We start from the raw sequence: 26,787 nt of genomic DNA, 5'->3' as shown, positions 1-26,787 counted from the left end.
AGGTCAGGGCCGGCCGATGCGCTGCGGCGAGGGTCGTGGGCGGTCAGCGACCGGGCAGGCTGCCGAGCAGGACGGCCCGCGTCGACCGGTGGGTGAGGCCCTCGGCGACGCTGCCCAGCAACCGGTCGCCGATCCCGTGTCCGTGCCGGCCGACCACCAGCAGGTCGACATCCCGGTCGTCGGCGACCGTCAGCAAGGCGTCGACGGGGTGACCGGTGACGATCGCGGTGGTGGGCCGGGGCAGCCCTTCGGGCAGTCCGGCGGCCCGTTCGTCGATCATGCGGCGGGCCCGCTCGTGCTCCCGCCGGGACTCGGCGTCGGACAGGTCGGGGCTGGTCACGGTGACCAGGACGAGTTCACTGGTGCTCCCGGTTAGGGTGCGGGCGATGGCACGCAGCGCCCGGTCGGAGTGCTCGGAGCCGTCCACCCCGACCAGCACCCGCAGCCCGGTGCCGACCGCCTCGGACGGTCGGTGGCGTACGTCGACCAGCTGTGGGCGGGCCCGGCCCCGCTCGACGGCGATCGGCACGAACAGCGGCCCGAGCAGTGCACCCACCAGGTACCAGAGTGGGCTGCGGTGCCCGCCACGGGTGACGAAAACCGCCGCCGTGCCCAGGCCGACGGCCAGCCACAGCACCGCCACCAGCGCCGCGTGCCACCACTCAGACACGACGTACCCCGCCGACGGTGCGGGCCTCGGATGCGGACAGGACGGATTCGGCCATACCCACGACTACCCCGCCAGGCCGGGGGTAAGCGCACGGTTCGTCCGTCGCGAGGAGGTTGCCGGGGGTGTCCCGCCCGTTCGTGAACTGGTCCGGCAGTCTCGCCTTCACCCCATCCGGCTACGCCGAGCCGGCCGACGAGGACGAGGTGCGGGAGCTGGTGTTGCGAGCCCGAGAGTCGGGAAACAACCTGCGCCCGGTCGGCTCGGGCCACTCGTCGAGCCCGCTGGTACGCACCGACGGCACCCTGGTCAGCCTGCACCGGATGGCCGGTGTGGTCGACAAGGCCGGCGACCGGGCCACGGTCCGGGGCGGTAGCCGGCTCAAGGAGCTGGGTGCGGGCCTCTACGACGCCGGGCTGGCGATGGACAACCTCGGCGACGTGGACTACCAGTCCATCGCGGGCGCCACCGCCACCGGTACCCACGGCACCGGCCTCGGCTTCGGCAACCTGTCCACCCAGGTGTCGGAGATGCGCCTCGTCACGGGCACCGGCGAGGTGCTGGACGTCTCCGCGACCAGCAACAGCGACCTGCTGCCCGCGGCCCAACTCTCCCTCGGCGTGCTCGGTGTGGTCACCCAGCTCACGCTTGACCTGCAACCCCGCTACGACCTGCGACGACGGGCCTGGTTCGCGCCGGTCGAGTGGACCCTCGACCATCTGGCCGACCTGCAGCACACCAACCGCAACATGGACTTCTACTGGTATCCGCGCAGCGACCTGACCCAGATCCGCACCATGAACCGGACAGACGGCGCATCCGGACCGTCGGCGGCGGCCAGCCGCACGCCGAAGTCCGACGGGTGGTACGAGCCCCGGGAGCTGGCGGTCGGGCCGACCCATCGCACCATCCCGCAGAACCGGGAGCTGCGTTTCGAGGAGATCGAGTACATGCTTCCGTCGGAGGCGTTCCCGGCCTGCTTCACGGAGGTCCGGCGACGGATCCTCCACCGACACCGGCGCACCGTGGGTTGGCGGGTGCTGGTACGCAGCATCGCCGCCGACGACATCTGGCTCAGCAACGCGTACGGTCGCCCCACCACCGCCATCGCCTGCCTACAGAACGCCTCGTTGCCGTACGAGGAGTACTTCCGGGACATGGAGGCCGTCTTCCGGCAGTACGGCGGACGGCCGCACTGGGGCAAGAAGCACTGGTTGACCGCCGACGACCTGCGCCCGCTCTTTCCCCGATGGGACGAATTTCAGGCGGCCCGCCGCCGCCTCGACCCGGACGGGGTGTTCCTCACCCCGGACCTGGCCCGACTGCTGGAGGTGGCGTGATGGCGCAGGTGTGGGCGGTGCCGGGCGGGCACGTGCCGTTCGGGGGCACCGGCGGCGAGCCGCAGTTCACCAGTTTCGACCAGTTGTGTGTGCTTAACACCACCGACTCCGAGGCGGAGGTGACGCTCCGCTTCTACTACGAGGACGCCGAACCGGTCGGGCCGTACCGGTTCACCGTCGGTGCCCGACGGATCCGGCACGTACGGGTCAACGACCTGATCGATCCCGAAGCTGTCCGCCTCGACCGCCCGTACGGCTGCGTGCTCAGTGCGCCGGTGCCCGTGGTGGTGCAGTTCCTCCGCCAGGACACCCGGTTGCCGGGCACGGTGGCACTCACCGGGACCATGGCCCACCCCGTCGGCTAGCCGAGGACACGTCTCGGCCGCCGGCAGGCGCAGCTACGGCTGCGGTGCGTCGCCGGCCAGTGGTCACCCCAGCAGGTCACGGCGCCGGTGGCCGAGCCTGCCGAGGACGGCGGCGACGACCGCGATCCCGATCATGATCTTCAACGCCGCCCGGCCTGGGGACTCGGCCGGAACGGCCGCCAGATGGGTGAACGGCGAGATCGCGGCCACCCATCCGGGAAGGTCGGCGCTGTCGGCGAGCACCTGGAGCAGGAAGCCGCCGATCGCGGGTAGGGCACCGACGGCCGCGGTGGCCCGGGGCAGCCAACCGAGGGCGAGTATCGCCGCGCCGAGGCAGAGCAGCACGACCGGCAGCACGTTCCAGGTGCCGGCCAGGGCTGCGGCCAGCGGCAGTGGGGCGTCCACCAGATAGGCACCGAGCCAGGTCGCCGTCGCCGCCACGGTGAGAAGTACCGCCACCCCGGCGAGGGTGGCCAGCGTCTCGGCGGTCAGCAGCCGGTTGCGGCTGACCGGCTGGGCGTACAGCGACGTCAGCCGGCCGTCCGTTTCGGCGGCCACGAACTCGGCGAGCCGGGATGCGGCGAAGACCCCGACGGGCACGGCGAGCAGGACGAACAGGGATGCGCTGTAGCCGCGTACGCTGCCCAGCTCGGTGAAGCCGGCCTGCGCGGCCAGTTCGGCGAAGCGCGGATTGTCCGACAGGAAGCGGGTCATCGAGGTCGCCAGCAGACCGATCAGCAGGAAGTACGCGCCGATCCCGGTGGACCAGCCGGCCAGCGGGCGCAGCATCCGGCGTACCGCGAACCCTTCGACCGTGCCGAGCAGCCACTTCCGGGGCGGTCGGCCGGCCGGTGCGGCGACCAGCCCGGCCCGCACGTCCCGACGCCCGGCCAGTGCCATCGCCGCCGCACCGACCAGGAGCGCCGCGCCGGCCAGCACGAGCAGCGGCAGCAGCCGGTCGTCGTGGTAGGGGCGGATGAGGGCGAGCAGCCCGTACGGCGACAGCCAACGCAACCATCCGAGCGCGGCGACGCCGTCCCCGACCATCCGGGCCAGCAGCCCGACGCCGAGCACGGCCAGGGCCGACCCGCTCGCCCCGGCCCGGGTCGGCATCACCTGCGCAGTCAACAGCGCCGTCGACACGGCGAAGAGCGCGACCAGCACCAGACCGGCCGCGTACCGAAGTGCGCCGCCCGGTGGCGTGCCGGCCGCGACGAGCACGACCCCGGTTGCGGCCCCGGCGATCACCACGGCGGCAGCCAGGACGGCGAGGTGCCGGCCGAGCACGGCCGGCACCGCCAACCGGCCAGCCAGCAGGAGGTCCCACCGGCCGCTCTCCTCCTCACCCCGGGTGACCCGGGTGGTGGCGAGCACCCCCCACACCGAGAGCAGGACGGCCAGTACGGTGCCGGTCCGCCAGACCGTGAACCCACCCGGGGTGTCCAGCGCGAACGGTTCGCCGAAGAGGGTGCGGACCGCCGGGTTCTCGGCGAGGGCGGCCAACGCGGCGGCGTCGAGCGCGGTGCCGGCCGTGCTCTCGTACCCAGCGACGACGACGGCGGTGGTGCCGGCCGCCACCGCGGACACGACGAGCGCAGGCCTGCGGACCTGGCGCAGGGCGAGCCGGGTGACGGCGGCCGTGGCGGTGCCTCGGTCACCGGCTCCGACGGGGGTCATCGGCTTCCCTCGCCGTAGTAGTCGAGGAAGATCTCCTCCAGCGTGGGCTCGCGCATGGTGAGGGTGGTGACGTCGGCCGCAGCCAGTGCCCGCAGGGCCGGGCCGGGCGGCCCGGTGAGGGTGAACCGCAGGGCGGCCCCGTCGACCTGAATGCCGTCGATCCCTTCCACACCGGTCAACTCGGGCACGGGGCCGGCGCAGCGCACCAGCACCTCGGTGCGGTGCAGCCGCCGCAACTCGGGCATGGTGGCGACGTCGACGAGGCGCCCGGAGCGCAGGATGCCCACCCGGTCGCAGACGGCTTCCACCTCCGCCAGCTGGTGGGAGGAGAGGAACACCGTACGTCCGGCGTCGCGGGCCTCGACCACGGCGCGGCGGAACTCGCGCTCCATCAGCGGGTCCAGGCCGGCGGTCGGCTCGTCCAGGACGAGCAGCGGCGCGCGGGTGGCGAACGCGGCGACCAGTGCCACCTTCTGCCGGTTGCCGGTGGAGTAGGCCCGTCCCGGCTTCGACAGGTCGAGGGCGAACCGGGCCACCAGTTCGTCACGGTAGGCGACATCGACGCCCGGCCCGGTGGAGCCGAGCAACTCCAGGATCTCCGCACCGGTGAGCTGCGGCCAGAGCGTCACATCGGCCGGCACGTACGCGATCCGCTGGTGTGCCGTGGCCACCTCGGCGGCGGCGGTACCGAAGATCCACGCCTGGCCGGCGGTCGGGCGGGCCAGGCCGAGCAGCAGCCGGATGGTGGTGGACTTGCCGGCGCCGTTGGGGCCCAGGAAGCCGAACACCTCACCGGCGTCGACGGTCAGGTCGAGATCGTCGAGGGCGAGCAGGGAACCGTACCGCTTGGTCAGATGCTCGGTGCGGATGGCGGGCGGGTGCACGGCGGCCTCCGTAGGGTTGAGGACATGACCGCCGACCAGGCTTCCCGGCACACCAGCCTCACCGTAGAGCCTGTGTCAATGCGCCTGACCGGTTGACCGACGTGCCCGCACGATCGCGAGGCGGTGCACCGTGCGGTCCGCTTCCGGTGCTGCTCAACCAGCCGACCGCACGAGCGCCGACGGCGACTCGTCACCGGTGTCCGGCGGCGGTGCCGCGCGCGGGGGGATCGTGGGGGTGTCCGGGGGGCGGCGGATCCTGGCCGGCTGCTCCGGGTCACCGGTCTCGCCGCGCCAGTGGGCGAGCCGTCCGGCCCGGGCGACCGCCCGCAGGCGGCGTTCCGCCCGGTCCCGAACATGTGGCGTGGTGACCACGAGCATCTGATCGCCGTGGCGCAGCCGGGCGTCCGGCTCGGGTACGAAGGCGGTGCCGTCGCGGACCACGAGGGTGACCGCGGCCGGCGGAGGCAACCGCAGTTCGCGGATGTGTACGCCGTGCATCCGGGAGTCGGGCTCGACGGTGAGGTGCAGCAGGTCCGCGTCGATGGCGTCCAGTGGCGCGGACTCGACCTGCAGGTCCGGACCGATGCCGGCCGAGCCGAGCCGCAGGCGTTTGGCCAGCCACGGCAGCGTCGGAGCCTGCACCAGCGTGAAGACCACGACCAGCACGAACACGATGTTGAACAGTTGCCCACTGCCGCCGACCCCGGCCACGACGGGAATGGTGGCCAGCACGATGGGCACGGCACCACGCAGCCCGGCCCAGGACAGCAGCACCTGTTCGCGCAGCGGAATCCGGAACGGCAGCAGGGTGATCAGGACCGACAACGGCCGGGCGAGCAGCAGCAGCACCAGCCCGACGGCGAGGGCGGGCAGGACAGCGGCGGGCAGTTCGCTGGGATTGGCCAACAGGCCGAGCATGACGAACAGGCCGATCTGTGCGATCCAGCCGAGCCCTTCGGCCACCGACACCGTGGCCCGGCGGTGCGCCAGCCGCGCGTTACCCAGGATCAACGCGGCGAGGTACGCGGCGAGGAAACCACTGGCCTGGGCGAGCCCGGCGGCGGCGAAGGCGAAGATGCCGCAGGAGAAGGTGGCGATCGGATAGAGGCCCGAGGCGGGCAGGGTGAGCCGGCGCAGGAACCACACTCCGGCGATGCCGATCGCGATGCCGACCGCGCCACCGATGCCGAGCTGGTAGACCATCTGGACCAGCAGTTCCAGCGGACTGGTCGCGGTCAGCCCGGTGGCGCTGAAGGCGAGCACCAGGATGACGGTGGGCGCGTCGTTCAACCCCGACTCGGCCTCCACCAGCCCGGCCAGCCGCCGGGGCAACGGCAGGGTGCGCAGCACCGAGAAGACCGCCGCCGCGTCCGTGGACGACACCACCGCGCCCAGCAGCAGGGCCAACTGCCACGAGACGTCGAGCAGCAGGCGCGCGCCGAGGGCGGTGACCCCGACGCTGATCAGCACACCGGCGGTGGCGAGTGCGGTCGCCGGTGCCAGTACCGGCCGAATGTCGGAGAACCGGGTGGTCAGCCCACCCTCCACCAGGATCACCGCGAGCGCCGCCGTACCCAGGGCCTGCGCCAGGGCGGCGTCGTCGAAGCGTAGGCCGAGCCCGTTCTCACCGAGCAGCAGCCCGATGCCGAGGTACGCCAGCAGCATCGGTACGCCGACCCGGGTGGCCACCCGTGCGGCGGTGACGCTGACCAGCACGGTCGCCGCCGCGGCGATCATCAGCAGGTACACCTGTTGCAGGGTCATCCCGGAACCCGTCCCAGCCGCAGTCGACCCATGCTTCCGCTCCCTCACGCTCGCGCCCAGTGCGGGGTACGACGCCGACACCCGCCCCCACGGGCCGCACAGCCGTCACCGCCCGGCTCTGCCAGCCGAGCGGCGACCCGTGCCACGGTGTGTCCCCGCGCTCACGTTACCGGGCGGACAGCCACCGAATGCCGAGCGTGACGGTGAATCGCTGCCCGGACGATCCGCGGACCGCCTGTGGGGACCGATGTCCCGCTGCGCAACCATGGCCCGGTCACGCGTACGACGACGGAGCAGACGGGAGCCGGCTGATGGGCGGCGGGACAGCGCAGCGGACCGATCGACTGGCGGCATGGGAGCGGGTCAGCGCCGCACCGCTCACCGTGCTGTCCGTGGTGTTCCTGGTGGTGTACGCGGTACCGATCCTCGACCCGGACCTCAGCTCACAGTGGCGGGCCGTGTGCACCGCCACGACGGTCGTCGTCTGGTTGCTGTTCTGGGCCGACATCATCGTGCGGCTGCGGCTGGCCACGGACCGGCAGAGGTTCCTCCGGGAGCACCTGTTCGACCTCGTGGTGCTGACGCTACCGATGCTGCGACCACTGCGCGCGGTACGCCTGGTCATGGTGGTGCTGACCATCAACCGCCGCACGGAGGTGTGGGCGCGCGGCCGGCTGGCGGTCTACGTCGCGGCCACCACGGCGCTGCTGGTGCTGGTTTCCGCGCTGGCCGTGCTGGACGCCGAACGACTCGCGCCGGAGGCCAACATCACGGCCTTCGACGACGCGCTGTGGTGGTCGACGGTCACCATCACCACCGTCGGCTACGGCGACTTCTATCCGGTGACCACCGCGGGGCGATTCGTCGCCCTCGGTCTGATGATCGGTGGGATCGGCCTGATCGGTTTCGTCACGGGCTCGCTGGCGACCTGGATCGTCGAACGCGTCTCGGCTGCGGGCGACAAGCCGGCGGCCGCCACCGGCGACGACGTGGCGGCCCTGCGCGCCGAGATCGCCGCCCTGCGGCGGCGCCTCGACTCCGAGCCGGCCGATCGGACCAGCGGCTGAGCGGCAACGGCCGGCTGAGCGTGGGCCGTGATCAGGCGTTCCGGCCTGCTCGGCCGAGTTCGTCCCGGAAGATGGTGTACGCGGCGTCCGGCCGGCCGCCGGGGCGGGAGGCGGCGACCCGGGCCGGCGGCGCAGGTCCGGTTCTCTGATCGTCGGCGGGGTGACGGTGACGCTCGAACAGTCGGCGGGGACGTCGCGGTCCAACGAACACCACGGCATGTCCGCCCACGAGGTGGTGCTGCTGCTGGAGACGGATCCGCAGCGTGGCCTGAGTAGCGCCGAGGCCACCCGGCGGCGGGAACGGTACGGGCCCAACGTGCTGCCCGCCGCCGGTGGTGGCGGCCTGCTGCGTCGGATCCTGCGGCAGTTCCACAACCCGCTCATCTACGTGCTGATCGCGGCCGGCGTGGTCACCGCGGTCCTCGGGGAGTACGTCGACTCCGCGGTGATCTTCGCGGTGGTGCTGATCAACGCCGGGATCGGGTACGCCCAGGAGTCGCGGGCCGAGGCGGCCCTGGACAGCCTGCGCTCGATGGTGCGGACCGAGGCGCGCGTGATCCGCGACGGCGAGTTGCGGGCGATCTCCTCCGACGACCTGGTCCCCGGTGACCTGGTGGTGCTGGAGGCCGGCGACAAGGTGCCGGTGGATCTGCGGTTGGTCCGGCTGGCCGAACTACGGGTCGACGAGTCGGCGCTGACGGGTGAATCCGTGCCGGTGGACAAGCTGGAGGCCGAGCTGCCGGTGGGTACACCGGTCGCCGACCGGCGCAACATGGTCTGGTCGGGCACGCTCGTCGCGGCGGGCGGCGGGGCCGGTATCGCGGTGGCCACCGGAGCCGAGACGGAACTCGGCCAGATCCATCGTCTGGTCGGTGCGGCGGAGGTGCTGGCCACCCCGCTGACCCGCAAGCTGGCCCGGTTCAGCAAGGTGCTGACCGTGATCATCCTGGTGCTGGCGGCGGTGACCTTCGCGGTCGGCCTGCTCCGCGGCCAGGACGTGGTCGAGACGTTCACGGCGGCCGTGGCGCTCGCCGTCGGTGCGATCCCCGAAGGGCTGCCGGCGGCGGTCACCATCACCCTGGCGATCGGGGTGACCAGGATGGCCCGGCGACGGGCGGTGATCCGTCGTCTGCCGGCGATCGAGACGCTGGGCAGCACGACGGTCGTCTGCTCGGACAAGACCGGCACCCTCACCGAGAACCAGATGACGGTCCGGGCGCTGTGGACCCCGGACGCCGAGTTCGAGGTGACCGGCTCCGGCTACCGGCCGGAAGGGGAGGTCCGCGACGCCGGCCGGGGCGGTGCGGCGTTGCGCTGGTCCCTGCTGGCCGGTGCCGGATGCAACGACGCACGGGTACGCGAGCAGGACGACGAGTGGCTGCTGGCCGGTGATCCAACCGAGGGCGCGATGCAGGTGGTCGCGGCGAAGGTGGGGATCGACCACGGCCGGCTGTCCGCCGACTATCCGCGCCGGGACACCATCCCCTTCGACTCGAAGCGGCAGTACATGGCGACGTTGCACGACGAGCGGTCCACGGGCCGCGCGGTGGTCCTGGCCAAGGGTGGCGTCGAGCGGATCGTGTCGATGTGTCGGGGCGAGATGGGTGCCGACGGGGAGATCCGCCCGCTCCGCGCCGACACCGCGCTCCGGGCGGCCGAGGAACTGGCCGGTCGCGGGTTGCGGGTGCTGGCCACCGCCGTACGACCACCGGACGGTCCGGACGACGGCTTCGACGAGGTCGCGCTGCCCGGCACCCTGGTCCTCACCGGGTTGCAGGCGATGCTCGATCCACCCCGCAGCGCCGCGGCCCCGGCGGTACGGGCATGCCACTCGGCGGGCATCGACGTCAAGATGATCACGGGGGATCATGCGGCGACGGCCGGCGCCGTCGCCCGCCAGCTCGGGCTGCTCGACTCCGAACGGCCGGACCGGGTGGTCACCGGCACGGATCTCGAAGAACTGCCCGCCGAGGGGTTCGCCGAGGCGGTGGACCGGGCCGCCGTCTTCGCCCGGGTCTCCCCGGAACAGAAACTCCGGCTGGTCGAGACGCTTCAGCAACGGGGTCACGTGGTCGCGGTGACCGGTGACGGGGTCAACGACGCCCCTGCGTTGCGGCAGGCGAACATCGGCATCGCGATGGCCCGCTCCGGGACCGAGGTGGCCAAGGAAGCGGCCGACATGGTCCTCACCGATGACGACTTCGCGACCATCGAGGCCGCGGTGGAGGAGGGCCGCGGGGTCTTCGACAACATCACCAAGTTCATCGTGTGGACGCTGCCGACGAACCTCGGTGAAGGGCTGGTGGTGCTGGTCGCCATCTTGCTGGGTGCCACCCTGCCGCTGCTGCCCACCCAGATCCTCTGGATCAACATGACCACCGCGGTCCTGCTCGGCCTGATGCTGGCCTTCGAGCCGAAGGAACGCGGCATCATGCGACGGCCGCCCCGCGACCCGGACCGGCCGCTGCTGACCGGTGCGGTGGTGATCCGGATCTTGCTGGTGGCCACGTTGCTGGTGGCCGGGGCGTGGTGGGTGTTCCAGTGGGAGTACTCCAACGGTGCCGATGTCGCGCAGGCGCGTACCGCCGCGATGAACGTCTTCGTCGTGGTCGAGACGTTCTACCTCTTCAGCTGCCGGTCGCTGACCCGGTCGGCATGGCGGATCGGCTTCTTCACCAACCGTCTGCTGCTGCTCGGCGTCGCCGCGCAGGCCCTGTGCCAACTCGCCATCACGTACCTGCCACCGATGAACGCGCTCTTCGGCACGGCGCCGATCGGGCCCGACGTGTGGTTGCGCATCCTGGCCGTCGGGGTGGTTTCCGCCGTCGTGGTCGCCGTCGACAAGCGGCTGCGCCCCAATCTCGGCTGAGTAGTCCCACCCCGGGCGTGCCGGCCTCCGGTCACAGCGAGAGGACGGTGTGCGCGACGGCGAAGTAGATGATCAGACCGGTGGCGTCGACCAGGGTGGTCACCATCGGTGCCGACACCACGGCCGGGTCGATGCGCAGCCTCTTGGCCAGCAGCGGCATGGTGGCACCGACGGTGGCGGCCCAGGCGCAGATCACTATCAGGGAGATCCCGACGATGAGGGCGATCTGTCCGCCGACCACCACTGCGCCGACCACCAGACCGACCAACGCCAGCATCGTCCCGAGCAGCAGGCCGACCCGGGCGACCTTCGCCGGTGCCTCGGTGAGCATCCGAGCCCGGTCGTCGGGGTCCATCCCCTCGACCAGATCGTGGAACGTCAGATCACGTAGGCCCATCAGGATGCTCCGCTGGTCGACCGGTTCCAGCTCCTCGAAGACCGCAAGCGCACGGTCCTTGTCCAGCAGCCGGAACGGCACCCCGGCGGCCACGCCGTCCAGCCGGGCGAGCGCGTCGGCGATCTCGTGCGGCGGGTGGTCATCGAGCCACCGGCGGATCAGACCCAGGTCGTTGCGCTCGACAAGCTGCTGCAACGTCGCGGTCATCCGATCACCTCCACCGGCGGCGCCGTCGTCGTCGGGAACCGGATCGCGGCCGGCTGGATGATCCTCGCGGCCGGCTCAATGATCCGAACCTATCCGCCGCATCCCCTGGGCGAACCCGTTGAGGTCAGGCCCACAGCGTCTCGGCGAGGGCGACCCCGACGAACGCGGCACCGAGCGCGGCGACGACGCTGACACCGGCGTTGAACAGCGCGTAGAAGCGAGCGCCGGTCTCGAAGAGCCGAACCGTCTCGTAGCCGAACGTCGAGTAGGTGGTCAGTGCACCGCACAGGCCGACGCCGAGCAGGGCGACCAGGGATCCGGGCACCGCGCCCACGGCGGCGCCACCGATCAGCACGCCGAGGAGAAGTGAGCCCACCACGTTGACCACGAAGGTGCCCCACGGGAAGACGGAGTCGTGACGTGCCTGCACTGCCCGGTCGACGAGGTAGCGCAGCGGCGCACCGAGGGCGGCACCGAGCGCCACCAGGATGACGGTCATCCGGTGCTCCGGTTGCGGTCGACTCCGGTCGCCAGCCGGGTCAGGGTCAGGCCCACCCGGACGGCGACGAGGGCGGCGACGAGGGTGCCGGCGAGGTACAACAGGCCGGTCCGCGCCGCGCCGGCCGCCACCGCCTGCTGCGCCTCGACGGCGTACGTCGAGAAGGTGGTGTAGCCGCCAAGGACACCGACGCCGAGAAAGGGCCGGACCAGGCGGTGCGCGGTCCACGCCTCGGTGATCAGCACCATCAGCACGCCGATGAGCAGGCAGCCCGAGACGTTCACGGCGAAGGTGGCCCAGGGAAAACCGCGAGGTGGGTGTGGAAAGGCCACGGCCAGCCCGTGTCGCACCACCGCGCCGACCATCCCGCCGACGGCGATCGCGGCGAGCAGGCTGGTGGACCCGCTCCGCAGTTCCGCGCGTTGACGCGGGACGCTGAGATCAACATCCGGATCGACCGGCGGTTGTGGTGAATCCACGGCTGCCCCCTACCAGCAGATGTGCCCTGGCAGGGACCGTTGGCGGCGGAGGCCGCGGTTGTCCCGCACCGGCGAGGTGGCGGGCCCCACCGCCACGGGCGCACTCGGGGGCGCCTGTCGCGAGGATAGCGCCACCACGACCGGATCGGTGATCGCACGACCGCTGCCCCCGCATCGGTGCGGGTAGGGTGCCGCGGGTGACCGTGCTGCGTTCCGTACTGCTGTTCGCCCTGGCCGCGATCGCCGAGATCGGCGGGGCCTGGCTGGTGTGGCAGGGCTGGCGGGAGCACCGGGGGCTGTGGTTCGTCGCCGCCGGGGTGCTTGCCCTCGGCGCGTACGGCTTTGTCGCCACCTTCCAACCCGACCCGAACTTCGGCCGCATCCTGGCCGCGTACGGCGGGGTTTTCGTCGCCGGATCGCTCGCCTGGGGGATGATCTTCGACGGCTTCCGCCCGGACCGGTGGGACCTCACCGGGGCGGCGGTCTGCCTGCTCGGCGTCGCCATCATCATGTACGCCCCGCGCGGCGCCTGACGCCGCACACCGTAGCCGGGATGTGCCGAGCGGCGATGACCGGAGCCCGGCGGGCGGGTCGGGCGGTTCGGCACGCCGACAGGGCTGGACCACCGCCGCATCGACGGTGACTATAAGTAGCTGGTTGGTCGCCTTTGGCTATGTCAGCGGTGTCCGCTCATCGACGGTGCCGAGGCCCGGCGGAGGCGACCGCCACGTGTCGCCGACCCCTGGAGGTGTCGCCATGGCCGCCACGTCGACCCGGCGTCGTGACCGAGCGGAGCAGGCCGGGGCACCGGCCGGAGAGTCGGTGCTCCCCGAGATGCGGGCCATGTGGTGGGAGACGGGCATGCGGGCGCGGACCCAGGCCGGCCTGCTCGCCGTCTTCGCCGAACTGCCCCGGCTGATCTGGGCGGCCCTGCGGATCAGCTGGCGGGCCGACCGGCTGCGTACCTCGGTGGTCGCCGTCGCGACGGTCGGTGGCGGCGTGATGTCGGCGTTCGGGCTGCTCGCGACCCAGCGGGTGCTGGTGGAGCTGTTCGCTGGTGGGCCGACCGGGGAGAAGGTGGCGGCCGCGCTGCCGGCGCTCGCGGTGCTCGCTGCCGCGACCGCGACGCGGTCCGGCATGGCGATCGCCACCGGTTACGCCCTCAACGGGCTGACGCCCAGGGTCAGCCGGGAGGTGGAGCGAGGGCTGTTCGAGGTGACCACGGCCGTGCGACTGGAGGCATTCGACGCGGACGCCTTCGCCGACGACATGGAGCGTGCCTCCCGGGGCACCGATTCCGCCGTCGCCCTGGTGCCCGCCTCGATGAATCTGCTCGCCGGGCTGGTGGGGGTGATCGCGGTGACCGTGGCCGTCGTGGTGATTCATCCGCTGCTGCTGCCGGCGCTACTGGTCGCGACCCTGCCGAACGCGTGGGCGTCGCTGCGGGCGGGGCACCTGCGGTACCAGACCTACATCGCCGGTTCGGTCCGGCGACGCCGGATGTGGCTACTGCACCGGCTGATGGCCGAACGGGCGTCGGCACCGGAACTGCGCTCGTACGGCCTGCGTCGGTTCCTGCTGGACCAGTACGACCGGGTGATGGCGGTGGAGACCGACATCGAGCTGGCCCTGGCCCGTCGGGTGACCACGACGGTCACGGTGGGCTCGATGATCGGGGGCGTCGCCACCGCCGTGGTCTACGTGCTGCTCGGGCTGTTGCTCATCGACGGGCAGATCCCGCTCGCCGCGGCGGCGACCTGTGTGATCGCGGTGCAGGCGGCGCAGCGTTCACTGGCCGTGGTGACCTTCCAGATGGACCGCGTCTACACCGAGGGCCAGCACTTCCGCGACTACACGGGATTCATGACCCGCGCCGCCACCTACCTGCCGGAACCGGCGCAGGCGGCGACACCCGACCGGCTGCGCGTGCTGACCGTGGACGAGGTGAGTTTGCGGTATCCGGACCGGGAAAGCGCGGCCGTCGACCGGGTGACGTTGACCATCGAGGCCGGGCAGACCGTGGCCTTCGTCGGGGAGAACGGTTCCGGCAAGAGCAGCCTGGCCGCGATGATCGCGGCCCTGCGTACGCCCAGCGACGGTGTGATCCGCTGGAACGGACGGCCCCTGTCCGAGTTGGACCGCGACGAGTTGCGCGGTCGCATCGCCGTGGTCACCCAGGAGTACCACAAGTGGCCGTTCACCGCCGCCACGAACATCGCCATCGGGGACATCGACACCGAGGCCCGGCAGGACCGGATCGAGGCCGCCGCCGCCCGGGCGGTCGCCGACGAGATGATCCGCGAGCTGCCGCACGGATACGAGACGCTGCTCGACCGCACCTTCGCCAAGGGACAGGACCTCTCCGGCGGGCAGTGGCAGCGGATCACCGCGGCTCGCGGTTTCCTCCGCGACGCCGAACTGCTGGTGATGGACGAGCCGTCCTCCGCGCTCGATCCGCGCGCCGAGGACGCGCTGTTCCAGGCCATCCGTGACCGACGCGGCCGGGCCACCACCATCCTGATCACGCACCGGCTGGCCAACGTCCGGCACGCCGACCGGATCTTCGTGCTGCATCACGGTCGTCTGATCGAGGAGGGCACCCACGACGAACTCGTCCCCGCCGGTGGTCGGTACGCCGACCTGTTCGCCCTCCAGGCTGCCGGCTACGCGGACACCGACCGTCCGCCCGTTCCCCGGCAACATCCGCACCCGGCAGCCGGCTGACACCGGCTTGCGCGTCGGGCGGGGAAGCCGCGCGGCCACGTTTGCGTCATCCGACGGCGGGAACGGGGGTGGCCCAGGCCGGGTCTCGTAGGGCTCGGGCACGGTCGGACAGAACGCGGCCCAACGGCAGGAGCAGCGCATGAGCGAGCCGGTGCCCGACGAGCCCGTCGGCGAGCTGGAACTGATCCACGCCTTCACCGGGCCCATGCCCACCGGGGTCAGCGTCTCGCACACCGGCCGGATCTTCGTCAACTTTCCCCGCTGGGGCGACGAGGTGCCCGCCACCGTGGTCGAGCTGCGCGACGGCGCCGAGGTGCCGTACCCGGACGAGCGGTGGAACCAGCCGCGTGGCGACGACGACTTGGGGGCCTTCGTCTCGGTGCAGAGCGTCGTGGTCGACCCCGTCGACCGGCTCTGGGTGCTCGACACCGGCAGCCCGATGTTCCAACCGACTCGGCCGGGCGGCCCCAAACTGGTTCGCATCGACCTGGGCAGCGACACCGTTTCCCAGGTGATCACCTTCCCGCCGGACGTGGCGCTGCCCACCACGTACCTCAACGACGTGCGCTTCGACCTGCGGCGCGGCGAGGCGGGCCTCGCGTACATCACCGACTCCGCGGTCGCCGGGTCGAACGGGATCATCGTGGTCGACCTGGCCACCGGTGCCTCCTGGCGACGGCTGCACGACCATCCCTCGACCAAGGCGGAGCCGGTGTCCCGTTTCCGGCCGGTGGTGGAGGGGAGGCCCCTCCTGCAACGGCCGGCCGACGGGCCGCCGACGCCGGTGACGATCGGCGCGGACGGGATCGCCATCTCCGCCGACGGTTCCCGGCTCTACTACTGTCCGTTGGCATCGCGCCAGTGGTACAGCGTCGCCACCGACGCGCTCGCCGACGTGTCCGCCGGGGCGGACGAGGTCGCCGCGACAGTGGTCCACGAGGGCGACAAGGGCACCGGCTCCGACGGGCTGGAGACCGACGACGCCGGGCGGATCTACCTCACCGCGTACGAGCACAACGCGGTGCTGCGGCGACGCCCGGACGGCGGGTACGAGACCGTCGTCCACGATCCTCGGCTGCTCTGGCCGGACACCCTGTCGGTGGCGGTGGACGGGCACCTCTACGTCACCGCGAACCAGCTGCATCGACAGCCCAGCTTCCAGCAGGGCAGGGATCTGCGCCGCAAGCCGTACGCGCTGTTCCGGACCCGGATCGACGCCGGACCGGTGCTGCTGCGCTGAGACCCGCCGGTGCTGACCGCTGGGTGCCGCCCCGACGATGCTCAGCGCGCCGGGCCGCCCCCGACGGCGTTGCGTCGGCGCAGCAGAAGCACCGCCGCGGCGGCCACCAGAGCCAACACGATCCCGCCGCCGGCCAGCAACGCCACCGTGCCCGGGCCGTCGGAGGAGCCGCTCGCGGCCGGGCTGGCGGCTGCGGCGGACGGGGTCGGCTCCGCGCTCGGGACCGCCGTCGTCTCCGTCGGCTCGCTCGCCGCAGGGCTGGGGCTCGGTTCGGCGGTGGCCGTCGGTTCGGCGACGGTGAACTTGTACGACCCCTGCACGGGGTGCCCGTCGGTGGAGACCACCCGGTACGCGACGGTGTAGACGCCGTTGGCCAGCGGCGGCTCGACGGTGACGGTGCCCTTGGTGCCGCTGACCTCCGGCTCGCCGGTGGCCACCTGCTGCTTGTCGGCGTCGCTGAGGGTGATGGTGGTGAACGACGGGTTCAGCTTCTGCAGGAACTCCAAGGTGATCCTGGTCGGTGCCTTCGTCAGCTCGGCGTCCTGCGCGGGAGTGGCCTTGCGCAGGACGTTGTGCGCGTACGCGGGGGCAACCGGCCCGATCAGCAGCGCGGTGGCGGCCAGCGCGGTGGCGAGGGCGGCGGCGAGCGGCCGGCGTATGCGGCGGGACATGGCGGTCATTCTCCTCGTCAGTCGAGCAGTTGCTGGCCGATCCAACCACCCTCCGGGCAGCCGGGCGGGACGGCGAAGACGGCGGAGCCGATCGGGGTGGTCCACTCGTTGAGCAGGTCCCGTTCGGCGAGCCGCTGCTGGATGGGCAGGAACTGGGTGGCGATGTCGGCCTGGTACGCCGCGAAGATCAGCCCGCTGTCCGCGGTGCCGTCGGCGGCGGGTACGCCATCGTAGTTGTAGGGCCGGCGCAGGATCCGGAACCGGTCGTCGGTGACATGCGCCCGGGTGAGGTGCGAGAAATCCGGGATGACCGTCAGGCCGTCGGGGCCGAGGGCGGCGAAGTCGGGTTCGTCGTGTTCGCGGGTGCCGGTCAGCGGGGCACCGCTGTCCAGCCGCCGACCGACGGCCAGTTCCCGGTCGACGCGGCCGAGCAGGTCCCAGGTTTCCAGGTTCATGCTGATCCGCCGCACCACCAGCGTGGTGCCGTCGCGTAACCAGTCCGGCCCATCGGCGATCCAGACCGCCGTGTCCACCGGCGTACCCGGCTTCGGGTTGGCGGTGCCGTCGAGCTGGCCGAAGAGGTTGCGTTGGGTCCGGCCCGGCTCGGCACCGGCCGCCCGCCGGAAACCCTGCTGCACCCAGCGCACCGTGGCGAAGGGCCGACTGTCCTTGACCAGGACCCGCTGCGCGTGCACGACGGTGATCGGGTCGTCGGCGCAGATCTGCACCAGCAGATCCCCGCCGGACCAGTGGGGTTGCAGCCGATCGATCGGGAACGCCGGCAGGTCGACCACCGAGGGCGGGCGGCGGTCGTCGAGACCGGCGGCGGCGAACAGTCCCGGGCCGAAGCCGAAGGTGACGGTGAGCCGGGCCGGCAGCAGCCCCAGCTCGGGTTCGGTGTCGGCGAGCGCAGGTCGGCCCTGGGTGAGCCGGGCGGCGTCGTCGGAGAGCAGCCGCAGCAGCCGCCCGAGGGCGGCCCGGTCGGTGCCGGGGCGCAGAGTGAAGGCGACGAACGCGGCATGCGCCTGTGGTTCGGTGACGATTCCCGCCTGCCGTACCCCGTGGAACGGTTCGACCGCCTCGCCGACCCCCGCCACCGGCGTCTGCTCCGGCGGGCGTCCCGCTGGCTCGCTGCGGGTGGTGGCCAGCGCGGCGGCGCCGGCCAGCGTGCCACCGGCGGCCAGGGCGCCGCCGGTGAGCAGGCCGCGCCGGCTCACCGGCCGGCTGGTGGGCCTCACGGTGCCGGGCTGTGGCTCGTCGGCATGTCCGGCATCGGCTCGCCGTGTCCGGGGGCGTAGCTCTCCTGCGCCCCGGTGAACGGCTTGGCCACCGCGCGGAACGTCTGAGTCCGCCCGTCGGCGAAGCTGAGGGTGAAGGTCAGCTCGTCTCCGGCCCGCAGCGGCTTGGCGAGGTCCATCAACATCAGGTGATCGCCGCCCGGTTCCAGCTTGTACTCGCTCCGGGCCTTGATCACCACGCCACCCTGCTTGGCCCGCATGACCATCTTGCCGTCTGCCATGGCCATCTCGTGCAGTTCCATCGGCGACACCGCGGTGGCGGCACCGGTGATCGTGACGTCGGTGTCGCTGTCGTTGACCAGCGTGGCGAAGGCCGCCGTCATCCCCTCGTCGGCGGCCTTCACCCACGGATCGCGTACGCCCAGCACGCCGGCCTCGACGGTGGCTGCGGCGGACGGCGTGGGAGTGGTCGACGACTCCCCGGATGATCCGCCGCAGGCGGCCAGGGACACGATGAGCGCGGCCCCGGTGAACAGGACCGCCGGGCGCAGGAACCGGCGAGGCAGGGCGCTGGCCATGAACTTCCCCTCGAAGATCGATGTCATGAGGTTTGTCGGTCGGTGCCGCCCGGAAGTTCCGCCCGCCGCAGTTGCCCTGGTCACTTGCGCTTCGGTGGTGGCCGCTGGCAGAGCAGCTACAGTTCGGCCGTGTCCGGGCGACAGCAGGTACGGGTCTGGTCCCCCACGGTCAGCGGGATCAGCGAGGTGCTGCACGCCAGGTTCACCGACCACGCCTACCCGATGCACACCCACGAAAGCTGGGCGCTGCTCGTGGTCGACGAGGGAGTTGTCCGGTACGACCTGGACCGCCACGAGCACGGCGCGTTCCGGCAGGTCGTCACGCTGTTGCCGCCGAACGTGCCGCACAACGGCTCGCCCGTCACCTCGCAGGGGTTCCGCAAACGGGTGCTCTATCTCGACCCCGGGCAGCTCGACGAACGCCTGGCTGGTCGGGCGGTGGACCGACCGACCTTCGACGACGAAGCCCTGCGGCGGCGGATCGATCTGCTGCACGCACGGCTGACCGAGCCGGGTGACGAGTTCGCCGCCGAGGTGCATCTCGCACTCGTTGCCGAGCGGCTGCGGGCGCGACTGGCCCGCCGTACGCCCGTGGTCACATCGCTGCGGGATTCACGGATCGCGCGGCGGCTACGTGACCTGCTCGACGAGCGCTTCGTGGTGGGACTGACCCTGGCGGAGGCCGCCGGTCTGCTGCATGCCCACCCGACCCACCTCGTGCGGGCCTTCTCCGCGGCCTTCGGTATCGGTCCGCACCAGTATCTGATCTCCCGCCGGGTGGATCTCGCCCGACGACTGCTGCGCGAGGGCGTACCGGCCCGGGAGGCGGCTGCCACGGCCGGCTTCCACGACCAGTCACACCTGAGTCGGCACTTCAAGCGGATCCTCGGCTTCAACCCCGGCCAGTACACCCGTCACCGCCGGTTCACGGGTGCATCCGGGCCCCTTTGAGGATCTTGTCCACCGCGTTCTTCGGCCCGTACATGGCCAGGCCGGTGAGATCGAGGTGGTCGCGGCCGACGGCGCGGACCGCCGCCCGGTTGTCCCGGTCGTTGCCGGTCCGGAACAGGTCCGAGGTGAAGACGGCCAGCGGCAGCCCGCGGGTCACGGCGCGCTGGTGGGCGGCGGTCACCGTCTCCTTCGTACCGGCGAACACCAGCACGGGCTGCCGGAACATGGGCAGGTAGGGCGTGCCGTCCGCGTCGGCGTACGGCTGGCCGATCACCTCGGGCGCGGCCTGACCGATGCCGCTTACCAGGAACGCGGTCATGTTGAGTCGCTGCCAGGTCGGCAGGTCGTCGCGGAGCAGGACTGCGATCTTGGTGTCGAAGCGTACGGGCTCGGTGACGGTTTCCATGTCGCCGAGTCTGGGCCCGCAACAGCGTCGGGGTCTTGTACGAAACTGACCTGACGGGTGTTCAATCCGGTGGGCGCAGTTCGACGCGGCGCAGCAGTTGGGCGTTGAGCGCGACCACGATTGTGGAGGCCGACATCAGCACGGCGGCGACCGCCGGGCTCAACGCCACGCCGGCCCAGGCCAGGACCCCAGCGGCGAGCGGCAGCGCGACCACGTTGTAGCCGGCGGCCCAGGCCAGGTTTTGGAGCATTTTCCGGTACGCGGCCCGGGACAACCGGATCACACCGCTCACGCCGCGCGGGTCGGAGGAGGCGAGCACCACCCCGGCGGACTCGATGGCCACGTCGGTGCCGGCGCCGATCGCGATGCCGACGTTCGCGCGGGCCAGGGCAGGCGCGTCGTTGACCCCGTCGCCCACCATGGCCACCCGCAGTCCGCGCTGCTGCAAGCCCGACACGGTGTCGTCCTTCTCCGCCGGGAGCACCTCGGCGAAGACCTCGTCCTCACCGGAGCGGAATCCGAGGTCGGCGGCGACCGCATCGGCGACCGGACGGGCGTCCCCAGTGATCATCACGATCTTGCGGATGCCCTGCTCCCGCAGGTCGGCGACGGCCTGCCGGGCCTCCGGTCTTACCTCATCGGCCAACGCGAGGGCGCCGAGGACGACGGCCCCGCCGTCGTGGATGCGCAGCAGGTACAGCACCGCCGCACCACGGCGCGACCAGTCCTGGCGGTGCTCGTCGAGGTCGTCCGGAACGGCGACGTCGAGTTCCCGCAACAACGCCGGACCGCCGACGGCGTAGGTCACCCCGTCCACCTCGGCGCGTACGCCGCGGCCGGTCATCGAGTGGAATCCGGACGCGGCCCGCTGGTCGCTCTGGTCAGCGGCGGCGGTCACGATCGCCCGGGCGAGGGGGTGCTCGCTGTCGGCCTCCACCGCCGCCGCGATGGCGAGTACGTCCCGTTCGGTCGTGCCGCTGGTGGCGGCGACGTCGGTGAGGACGTGCTCGCCCCGGGTCAGCGTGCCGGTCTTGTCGAACAGCACCGTGTCGATCGTGCGCATCCGCTCCAGGGCCAGCCGGTCCTTGACCAGGATCCCGCCCTTGGCGGCCACCGCCGTGGACAGCGCGATGACCAGCGGGATGGCCAGTCCGAGCGCGTGCGGGCAGGCGATTACCAGCACCGTCACCGTGCGCACGACCGCCTCGTCCACATTGCCCAGCAGTGACCAGACCACGAGGGTCAGCACTGCCGTCGCGGTGGCGATGTAGAACAGCCAGGCGGCGAACCGGTCGGCCAGCACCTGCGCCCGGCCGCTGGACTGCTGGGCCTCGCTCACCAGCCGCTGGATGCCGGCCAGCGCGGTGTCGTCCCCGACCGCCTCGATCCGGACCCGCAGCGCCGCATCGGTGGCCACCGTGCCGGCCACCACCCGGTCACCGGTGGAGCGTGACACCGGCCGCGACTCGCCCGTGATCATCGACTCGTCCATCTCGGCGCGACCGTCCACCACGGTGCCGTCCGCCGGGACCCGGGCACCCGGACGGACCAGCACCACGTCGCCGACGCCGAGTTCGGCCACCGCCACCCGTTGCGGCGCTCCGTCCGGGTCGAGCCGCTCGGCGTCGTCGGGCAGCAGGGCGGCGAGCGCCGACAGGGCGCCTCGGGCCTGACCGATCGCCTTCATCTCCTGCCAGTGCCCGAGCAGCATGATCGTCACCAGTGCCGCGAGCTCCCACCAGAAGTCCAGGTCGAAGGCGCCGAACGAGGTGGCCAGCGATGCCGCGTAGGCAACCGTGATGGCCATCGCGATCAGCAGCATCATGCCCGGCGCCCGGTCTCGGATCTCGCGCACCGCACCCTGTAGGAAGGGCCAGCCGCCGTAGCCGAAGACCACCGTGCCGAGCACCGGCCCCACCAGGCCGATCCCGGGGAAGTCCAGTTCGTAGCCGAGCCAGTCCATCACCATGTGACTGGTGGCCACGATCGGCACGGTCAGTGCCAGGCTCAGCCAGAACTTGCGGCGGAACGCCGCCGGATCATGCCCGGCATGCTTGTCGTGCCCGCCGTGCCCGTGCTGTTTCGGGTGGTGCTGGGTGTCGCCGTGGGACATGTCATCGCCTCCCGGCACCACCGTATACCCCATAGGGGTATCGGCCGTCGCGCATAACAAGATCGAGTCGGATCGGACCTCGACCTTTCCTCCATCCGTTCACAACGATTGGTTGAACAAGTTTCGCTATCGTGCTTCCGGTTCATGTCCGAGACGTCAGTCAACCTGCGAGCGACCGAGTAGGGATCTAGAGGTGAACCGATACATCGTGGTAGGAATGGCGCTCTGACGTGGGCAGGCACGCCCACCCTCCACCATGTAACCGGCGCCTGCGTCGGTTCCTGCTGAGATCAACGTAGATGAGGCAAGGGGGCGGAGTACGCCGGTGACACGTGCTACAGCGGCAGCCGCGGTGCGTACCCACGCCGAAGTGCGCCGGGGATGGCTGGCCCGGGGCAGCATCGTCCGCTTGCTACGGCTGCTGGTCGCCGTACCATTGATCGCCGTCGTGGGGTTCGCCGGCCTGGCCCTTGAGGGCACGGTCCGGCAGGTACTCAACGCGGGCACCGTGCACGACGTCGTCACACTCTCCACCCAGGCTGGCGCGCTCGCCCGCGCCCTACAGGCCGAACGGGTGATCGCGGCGGTCGAGGTGACCACCCAGAGCCAGGCCGCCAGCGCCGCCTTCGACGATCAGGTCGCCCGGACCGATGCCGAGATCATCGAGTTCCAGCAACGCAGGGACGAGGTGGCGACGGGGAACTCCGCCCTGCAACGGATCGATGCCGGTCTGACTGCGCTCGGCGCGGTACGCGAGCAGGTCCGCTCCAGCCCTCGCGCCACCCTGTCCGCGATCGCCTTCAGCTACCGCATTCTCGTCGCGGACCTGCTCACCTTCCGCGCTTCCGTGGCCACCGACACCTCGACGAACATCGCCGACGACGTCCGGGCCGCGGTGGCGGTCTCCGAGGCGGGCGAGGCGATCGGTCAGCTTCAGGTCATCGTGCTGCGCAGCCTCGCCGGGGGCGAGCTGACCCCGGCCGGACAGCAGGAGATCGTCGGTGCCCAGGCCCGGTACGCCGAGGCCACCAACGCCTTCCTGGCCCTCGCCGAACCGGGGTGGGCGGCCAGTTGGGAGCAGATCGGTACCGATCCCCAGGTCGTCGCCGCCCAACGGCTTCAGGATCAGGTGGGCCGGACGCTGCCCGGCGGACGGCTCGTCGTCGACCCGGACGCCTGGGTCGAGGCCACCGACGGCTGGGTCAGCCAGATGTTCCGGATCCAGAGCGACCTGGATGCCGCCGTCGCCGACCGGGTGTCGACCGAGCGCGGGCAACTGCTGCGTAACGCGCTGCTACAGGGTGTCGGCATCTTCCTGGTCCTGGCGCTCACCGCCGTACTGACCGGTGTGGTGGCGCGGCGGATCACCCGCCGGCTGCGGTCGCTGCGCAACACGGTGACCAAGGTGGCGTACGACCGGCTACCGGCCGTCGTCCGGGAGCTCACCGCGGCTCCACCCGGCAGCGTGCAACCCAACGAGGTGGCAGACCGTTCCGTTTCGGAATTCCGGATCACCGGTTCCGACGAGATCGCCGAAGTGGCCACCGCGACCCGGGCACTGCACCGGGAAGCGGTCCGGATCGCGGGCGAACAGGCGGTGATGCGGGCCAACATCGCGGAGATCTTCGTCCATCTCTCTCGACGTGAGCAGCGGCTGGTGGACGCGATGCTCGCCCAGGTCGACGAGGTGGAGCGCGACGAGGCCGACCCCGAACGTCTCCAGCAGCTGTACCAACTGGACCATCTCGCGACCCGGATGGCCCGGATCAACCAGAGCCTGCTGGTGCTCGGTGGTTCCGGCATCTCCCGGGTACGCCAGGAGCCGGTTCCGCTCGACCACGTGATCCAGGCCGCGCTGTCCCAGATCGAGCACTACACCCGGGTCCGGATCGGCACCGTGGACAAGGAACTGGCGATCGCCGGTACGGCGGTCGACGAGATCGTGCACCTGGTCGCCGAACTGCTGGACAACGCGACCGGGTACTCCCCGCCGGAGGCCGAGGTGCTGGTCACCGGGCACGCTCTCTCCGACCGGGCGATCGTGCAGGTGGTGGACCAGGGCGTCGGGCTCTCCACCCAGCGGTGCGAGCAACTGAACATGGCGCTCGCCAACCCGTCGTCGATCGACGTGTCGGGCGTGCGGGCCATGGGTCTGACCGTGGTCGCCCGGCTCGCCGCCCGGCACGCCGTCCGGGTCGAGCTGCGCCCCGGGCCGACGGGCGGCACGGTGGCCGAGATCACGCTGCCGGCATCGATCGTCGTACGCCGGCCGGTGCAGCAGCCGCAACCGGTGGAGCCCGAGCTGGGCCGTGGTCGACCCTCCGCAACCGGGGGGCGTCCGGCCATGACCTCCGGGACCCGCGCCAGCCTCCCGGTGGCCGGCTCCGGCAACCCCATGCCGAACGTCGGGCGCGTCCCGGTCGGTGTCGGAGCGGTCGGCGCGGTACGCGCGAGCACCCCGGCGCCACCCAACTCGGTCGCCGCGCCTCCCGTACCCGCACCGCTGTTCCAGCCAGCAGCCCAGCCCCAGCCCACCGCGGTGGGGCTGCCGGCCGGGCCGACGGTGAACGGCTGGTTCAAAACCGCCCTCGACGGCGACTCGGTGGCCGTCATCTGGCCGGTCGATGCCGGTGAGAAGTGGGCGACCGCCACTCCAGCGCCGTCCACCCAGGTCGGGTTGCCACGCCGGGTGCCGCAGCCCCATCTGGTGCCCGATACACCGCAACCGAGCGCGGACCCGCAGCGGAAGCTGGATCCGGCAACCGTGGCAGCGGCCATGTCGGCCTACGCCAAGGGCGTCGCCGGACGCCGATCCCCCAACTCCTTCTGACGCTGACTGTCCACCCCTCCCCGATCTGGAGTGACGTCGTGACAAGCCCGAACGACCTGAGCTGGCTGTTGCAGAACTTCGTGAGCCGTACTCCTGAGGTCAGTCATGCCCTGGCCATCTCCACCGACGGGCTGGTCCTGGCACACAATCACGGCCTGCCCCGCGACCGGGCGGATCAGCTCGCCGCCACCGGCAGCGGTCTGATCGCCCTGCTGGTCGGGGCCGCCCGGTTCTTCCAGGCGGGGACGGTGATCTCGAACGTGACCCAGATGGACGGCGGTTTCATGTTCTGCATGTCGTTCAGCGACGGGGCCTCGCTGCTCGTGCTGGCGTCCCCGGTCTGCGACGTGGGCCAGGTCTCGTACGAGATGACCGACCTGGCGAACCGGATGGGTGAGGTGCTGACCCCGGCGGTGCGTTCCCAGTTGCTGGGGATGCTGTGAACGCCAGCCGCCCCGCCCGACGCGCCGCGGCTGCCCGGCGACTCGTCGCAGCTCTGCTGACCGGCGTGCTGGTCGCCGGCACCGCCGCCTGTGACGGTGGGTCGGAGCCGGAGCGACAGACCATCCGGATCGGGATGATCACCGCACTGGCCGGGTCGCTTGAGGCGCCGGGCTCCGAGCTGCGCGACGGCTTCCAGCTCTACCTGGACATGCGCGGCAGACAACTGGGCGGCCACCCGGCTGAGCTGATCGTCGCCGACGAGGGATACGAACGCGATGTGACGGTCGAATCCGCGACGAAGCTGCTGGAGCAGGATCGCGTCTCGGCGATCACCGGCATCATCAACGGCGGTAGCGTCGCCGCGATCCTTCCGCTCATCGACCAGCACAAGGTTCCGCTGGTCGGTGCACTGGGGCGGCCGGCGGTGACCGACGTGACATACGTCTGGCACACCAACCTGATCTCCGTCGAGCCCGGTGTGGCCATGGCACCGTTCGTCAAGCAGGAGGTCGGTCAGGGCAGCGTCTACGCCATCGGGCCGGACTTCCAGAGCGGTCGCGACGAGTTGCGCGGATTCGTCGACACGTTCACCGACCTCGGTGGCCGACTGGCCAACCCAGGCGGCAAAGCCGTCTTCAGTCCGTTCCCGGTCACCGAGGACTTCGGGCCCTACCTGGACGAGATCGCCGAGTCCGGCGCCGAAGCGGTCTACTGCTTCTTCGACGCGCAGAACGCCATCACCTTCGTCAAGCAGTACGCCGAATCCCCCGTCGCCGACCTGCCGCTCTACGCGGCGGGCTTCGTGACCGAGCCGGCAAGCCTGGTCGAGCAGGGCGACGCGGCCGAGGGCATCTACAACGGTCTGAACTACTCACCCGACCTCGACAACGCGGCCAACCGGGAATTCGTCGCCGCCTGGAACGCGGCCTACCCGGGCCGGGTACCCACCTCGATCGTGATGGCGTCGTACGACGCGGCGGCCGTGCTGGACCGGGCGATCGCCGCAGCGGGCACGAACCCCAGCCCGCAGCAGATCAACGCCGCGATCGCCGGTCTCGGGCAGCTCAACAGCCCTCGTGGACCCTGGCAGTTCGCGAAGTCCACCCACGCGCCGATCCAGAAGTGGTACCTCCGCCAGGTTCGCCGGGACGGTCGGGCACTGACCAACGTCGTCGTCTCGGAACTGGCCACCCTCGGCGGCTGACCAGGCGGTACCCGCGGGTCAGCCGGGGAGGACCGATCCCGTCGGACGACAACGCCGAGCCGTGGGGGGGGGGGGGGGCCCCCCCCCCCCCCCCCCAGAAAAAAGCGGGGGGGCGGGGGGGGGGGGAGGAGGCGGCCCACCTGCCGCGGGACGGTGTTAGCGCACCCCCCCCG

The 26,787-nt window shown here is 71.6% G+C and carries 23 protein-coding genes; 11 read left to right on the top strand and 12 right to left on the bottom strand.

Going from position 1 to position 26,787, the window contains the following annotated elements:
• Positions 1–43: 43 nt before the first annotated feature.
• Positions 44–670, bottom strand: a complete 627-nt coding sequence (locus tag ACFY2A_RS00115; protein ID WP_387166495.1) for a universal stress protein — start codon at positions 668–670, stop codon at positions 44–46.
• A 122-nt stretch (positions 671–792) separates the two neighbouring features.
• On the opposite strand from ACFY2A_RS00115, the gene ACFY2A_RS00110 reads away from it, so the two are divergent.
• A complete protein-coding gene (locus tag ACFY2A_RS00110; protein WP_387166492.1) occupies positions 793–2,007 on the top strand; it encodes a D-arabinono-1,4-lactone oxidase in 1,215 nt (404 codons plus the stop codon).
• Positions 2,007–2,372 (top strand): sensory rhodopsin transducer, encoded by a 366-nt coding sequence (locus ACFY2A_RS00105; RefSeq protein WP_363923474.1) that lies wholly within the window; start codon positions 2,007–2,009, stop codon positions 2,370–2,372. Before ACFY2A_RS00110 ends, ACFY2A_RS00105 begins: the two co-directional genes overlap by 1 nt.
• 63 nt (positions 2,373–2,435) lie before the next feature.
• Here ACFY2A_RS00105 and ACFY2A_RS00100 read toward each other — a convergent pair whose 3' ends face one another.
• The 3 genes from ACFY2A_RS00100 to ACFY2A_RS00090 all read right to left on the bottom strand — a co-directional run bounded on the left by ACFY2A_RS00100 (position 2,436) and on the right by ACFY2A_RS00090 (position 6,697).
• Entirely contained in the window at positions 2,436–4,049 is a 1,614-nt protein-coding gene (locus ACFY2A_RS00100) for an ABC transporter permease (protein WP_387166488.1), read from the bottom strand.
• Positions 4,046–4,933, bottom strand: a complete 888-nt coding sequence (locus tag ACFY2A_RS00095; RefSeq protein WP_387166485.1) for an ATP-binding cassette domain-containing protein — start codon at positions 4,931–4,933, stop codon at positions 4,046–4,048. Before ACFY2A_RS00095 ends, ACFY2A_RS00100 begins: the two co-directional genes overlap by 4 nt.
• A 153-nt stretch (positions 4,934–5,086) precedes the next feature.
• Positions 5,087–6,697: a potassium/proton antiporter gene (locus ACFY2A_RS00090; protein WP_387166482.1), complete on the bottom strand. Its 1,611-nt coding sequence runs from the start codon at positions 6,695–6,697 to the stop codon at positions 5,087–5,089.
• A gap of 311 nt (positions 6,698–7,008) precedes the next feature.
• On the opposite strand from ACFY2A_RS00090, the gene ACFY2A_RS00085 reads away from it, so the two are divergent.
• Together ACFY2A_RS00085 and ACFY2A_RS00080 are read left to right on the top strand one after the other, a co-directional pair.
• Positions 7,009–7,764: a potassium channel family protein gene (locus ACFY2A_RS00085; RefSeq protein WP_387166479.1), complete on the top strand. Its 756-nt coding sequence runs from the start codon at positions 7,009–7,011 to the stop codon at positions 7,762–7,764.
• Positions 7,765–7,981: 217 nt separating this feature from the next.
• A complete protein-coding gene (locus ACFY2A_RS00080) occupies positions 7,982–10,633 on the top strand; it encodes an HAD-IC family P-type ATPase (RefSeq protein WP_387167452.1) in 2,652 nt (883 codons plus the stop codon).
• Positions 10,634–10,664: 31 nt separating this feature from the next.
• Here the strand turns inward: ACFY2A_RS00080 and ACFY2A_RS00075 are convergent, their stop codons facing one another.
• From ACFY2A_RS00075 to crcB, 3 genes are all read right to left on the bottom strand, one after another.
• On the bottom strand, positions 10,665–11,237 hold the full coding sequence (locus ACFY2A_RS00075) for a magnesium transporter (RefSeq protein ID WP_387166476.1): 573 nt from the start codon (positions 11,235–11,237) through the stop codon (positions 10,665–10,667).
• Positions 11,238–11,361: 124 nt separating this feature from the next.
• Entirely contained in the window at positions 11,362–11,736 is a 375-nt protein-coding gene (locus ACFY2A_RS00070) for a fluoride efflux transporter FluC (protein WP_387166473.1), read from the bottom strand.
• Complete coding sequence (gene crcB / locus ACFY2A_RS00065) at positions 11,733–12,215, bottom strand: fluoride efflux transporter CrcB (RefSeq protein WP_387166470.1); 483 nt, start codon at positions 12,213–12,215, stop codon at positions 11,733–11,735. The genes ACFY2A_RS00070 and crcB overlap by 4 nt, the downstream gene beginning before the upstream one ends.
• A 197-nt stretch (positions 12,216–12,412) precedes the next feature.
• On the opposite strand from crcB, the gene ACFY2A_RS00060 reads away from it, so the two are divergent.
• The 3 genes from ACFY2A_RS00060 to ACFY2A_RS00050 all read left to right on the top strand — a co-directional run bounded on the left by ACFY2A_RS00060 (position 12,413) and on the right by ACFY2A_RS00050 (position 16,179).
• Positions 12,413–12,748: a YnfA family protein gene (locus ACFY2A_RS00060; RefSeq protein WP_387166467.1), complete on the top strand. Its 336-nt coding sequence runs from the start codon at positions 12,413–12,415 to the stop codon at positions 12,746–12,748.
• Positions 12,749–12,971: 223 nt separating this feature from the next.
• Positions 12,972–14,939 carry an ABC transporter ATP-binding protein gene (locus ACFY2A_RS00055; protein WP_387166464.1) on the top strand — a complete coding sequence of 656 codons (1,968 nt, stop codon included), beginning with the start codon at positions 12,972–12,974 and terminating at the stop codon, positions 14,937–14,939.
• A gap of 139 nt (positions 14,940–15,078) precedes the next feature.
• The gene (locus ACFY2A_RS00050) at positions 15,079–16,179 is read left to right on the top strand and encodes an L-dopachrome tautomerase-related protein (protein ID WP_387166461.1); all 1,101 of its coding nucleotides are present in this window, start codon (positions 15,079–15,081) and stop codon (positions 16,177–16,179) included.
• A gap of 41 nt (positions 16,180–16,220) precedes the next feature.
• Here ACFY2A_RS00050 and ACFY2A_RS00045 read toward each other — a convergent pair whose 3' ends face one another.
• The 3 genes from ACFY2A_RS00045 to ACFY2A_RS00035 are packed head-to-tail and all read right to left on the bottom strand — an operon-like array spanning position 16,221 to position 18,666.
• Positions 16,221–16,850, bottom strand: coding sequence for a copper resistance protein CopC (locus ACFY2A_RS00045; protein WP_387166458.1), 630 nt, complete (start codon positions 16,848–16,850; stop codon positions 16,221–16,223).
• Positions 16,851–16,867: 17 nt separating this feature from the next.
• Complete coding sequence (locus ACFY2A_RS00040; protein ID WP_387166455.1) at positions 16,868–18,067, bottom strand: Dyp-type peroxidase; 1,200 nt, start codon at positions 18,065–18,067, stop codon at positions 16,868–16,870.
• Positions 18,068–18,084: 17 nt separating this feature from the next.
• Positions 18,085–18,666, bottom strand: a complete 582-nt coding sequence (locus ACFY2A_RS00035) for a copper chaperone PCu(A)C (protein ID WP_363923766.1) — start codon at positions 18,664–18,666, stop codon at positions 18,085–18,087.
• 129 nt (positions 18,667–18,795) lie between these two features.
• On the opposite strand from ACFY2A_RS00035, the gene ACFY2A_RS00030 reads away from it, so the two are divergent.
• On the top strand, positions 18,796–19,617 hold the full coding sequence (locus tag ACFY2A_RS00030; RefSeq protein ID WP_387166452.1) for an AraC family transcriptional regulator: 822 nt from the start codon (positions 18,796–18,798) through the stop codon (positions 19,615–19,617).
• Here the strand turns inward: ACFY2A_RS00030 and ACFY2A_RS00025 are convergent.
• Together ACFY2A_RS00025 and ACFY2A_RS00020 are read right to left on the bottom strand one after the other, a co-directional pair.
• Positions 19,592–20,023: a DUF2000 family protein gene (locus ACFY2A_RS00025; protein WP_387166449.1), complete on the bottom strand. Its 432-nt coding sequence runs from the start codon at positions 20,021–20,023 to the stop codon at positions 19,592–19,594. The genes ACFY2A_RS00030 and ACFY2A_RS00025 overlap by 26 nt on opposite strands.
• A gap of 61 nt (positions 20,024–20,084) precedes the next feature.
• Complete coding sequence (locus ACFY2A_RS00020; RefSeq protein WP_387166446.1) at positions 20,085–22,136, bottom strand: copper-translocating P-type ATPase; 2,052 nt, start codon at positions 22,134–22,136, stop codon at positions 20,085–20,087.
• A 325-nt stretch (positions 22,137–22,461) separates the two neighbouring features.
• Here ACFY2A_RS00020 and ACFY2A_RS00015 point away from each other — a divergent pair, with 325 nt between their 5' ends.
• The 3 genes from ACFY2A_RS00015 to ACFY2A_RS00005 are packed head-to-tail and all read left to right on the top strand — an operon-like array spanning position 22,462 to position 26,614.
• Entirely contained in the window at positions 22,462–24,966 is a 2,505-nt protein-coding gene (locus tag ACFY2A_RS00015) for a nitrate- and nitrite sensing domain-containing protein (RefSeq protein WP_363923443.1), read from the top strand.
• Between the two features lie 38 nt (positions 24,967–25,004).
• Complete coding sequence (locus tag ACFY2A_RS00010; protein WP_093408465.1) at positions 25,005–25,409, top strand: roadblock/LC7 domain-containing protein; 405 nt, start codon at positions 25,005–25,007, stop codon at positions 25,407–25,409.
• Positions 25,406–26,614: an ABC transporter substrate-binding protein gene (locus ACFY2A_RS00005; protein ID WP_363923440.1), complete on the top strand. Its 1,209-nt coding sequence runs from the start codon at positions 25,406–25,408 to the stop codon at positions 26,612–26,614. Before ACFY2A_RS00010 ends, ACFY2A_RS00005 begins: the two co-directional genes overlap by 4 nt.
• Positions 26,615–26,787 lie beyond the last annotated feature (173 nt).

It is taken from the genome of Micromonospora sp. NPDC000442 (assembly GCF_042898635.1).
GTDB lineage: Bacteria > Actinomycetota > Actinomycetes > Mycobacteriales > Micromonosporaceae > Micromonospora.
The sequence above is the reverse complement of the archived record's forward strand: the minus strand, read 5'-3'. Positions and strand labels throughout refer to the sequence as shown.